Raw genomic sequence first — 1,474 nt, 5'->3', positions numbered from 1 at the left:
CATCAAGCATTGCTTACGACAAACACATATTGAGGATCTCTTATTGCGGTCTCGCCGCTGCCAACCATTATTGGTTGGGTCACTAGACACTTATCGGTTAACCTCAGCAGGCGCTATTCAAAAAAATGGTTAAACAGTTGTTTTCCAGTTATCTTCAGGCTCAGCCAAGGTGTAAGCAACTTTGCTGTTCGTTTATGGGTGCGCACCAATGAAGCGGCTAATCAAAGCAAGAGGGCTTGGATTACCTGACACAACTGACTTTTTCGGGCTTAAATCCCAGTAAATTTGAGTCAGTGACGTGTTCTCACTCAGCACCAGTTAGACGTTCAGCTCACTTCATTGTGCGACTTATTGGGATAAAAATCGTTTTTCATCAAACACCGTTTTGTCCCTTAGCATGAAGTAGACACATCGCCCCAGTTTATGAGCCAACGCTGATAGGGCTTTGGCTTTGCTCATGCGTTTTTGCAGGCGTTGAATGTATTTCTTAGCGGGTTCATTGCCCCTTAAATAAAGAACTGCTGCTTCCGAGAACGCCCATTTTAAGTAGGCGTTCCCAATTTTGTTGCCGTTGGTTCCTTTTTGCTTGCCCGCTGATTCGGCTTTGCACTTAACTAACCGCGAATAAGAGGCGAAGTTTTGAACCGACGGGAAGCGAGCAATATTGCCGATCTCATACAAGATAGTGAGAGCGAGAATACGACCAATACCAGGTACAGTCTGGATAAGGTTGTAATCTTGAGCATTGTGCTGCTTGGCGGTCTTCTCAATAAAGTGTTCTACGCTCGCCAATTCCTTGGTGTAAAAGGCGATGACGTTCAAATCCATATCGATACTTCGATTGATGGAGGGCTCATCGAACTGATTGCGTACTTGTTCACGGGCACATGGATAGCGCAGTTGAACATTATGGCTTTGCTGATTGTATTGGCTGAAGGTGTTGGCAACGTGAGCTTTTAGGTCAGCGCCATGGCGCATGATTTTGGTTCTTCGTCGCAGCAAATCTCGTGTCGCTCGCATGGCTTTAGGGTAAACATAGGCGATAGGAAAGTTACCGCCGCGAAGGAGTGAGGCAACTTTGTAAGAATCGATACGATCGTTCTTGGTTTTACCACCGTGGATCGCTTTCATATACAGCGCATGACCGAGTACAAAGTCAAACGCATAATCAAGGCATAAGTCGCTAACCCAGTACCAGCAATGCATACATTCGACACCGATGACGATGTTATCTTGATAAGGTGTAATTAACTCAAGCAGTGCATCAGGGTCGGCATCAATCTTCTTGTGCAGGACTTTATTGCCAAGTGAATCGAGAATACAGACGTAAAGTAAGCGAGCATGCAGATCAATACCACAGTAATAGTTATGCTGGTTGTTATAGAATCTCATAGAGTCTTCTCCGTTTTGGTTTCGTTGCCTTCCAGCTTAGTCGAGAGGCTAAGTTGGAGGAGAAGGCTCAATGAGTATCAAA

At 45.2% G+C, this 1,474-nt stretch carries 1 protein-coding gene; it reads right to left on the bottom strand.

Going from position 1 to position 1,474, the window contains the following annotated elements; genetic code table 11:
* Window positions 1-348 precede the first annotated feature (348 nt).
* Window positions 349-1,392, bottom strand: coding sequence for an IS110 family RNA-guided transposase (locus tag TW84_RS23200; protein WP_045977970.1), 1,044 nt, complete (start codon window positions 1,390-1,392; stop codon window positions 349-351).
* Window positions 1,393-1,474 lie beyond the last annotated feature (82 nt).

This window comes from Vibrio neptunius (assembly GCF_000967495.1).
GTDB lineage: Bacteria > Pseudomonadota > Gammaproteobacteria > Enterobacterales > Vibrionaceae > Vibrio > Vibrio neptunius.
This window is presented reverse-complemented; position numbering and strand designations above follow the sequence as displayed.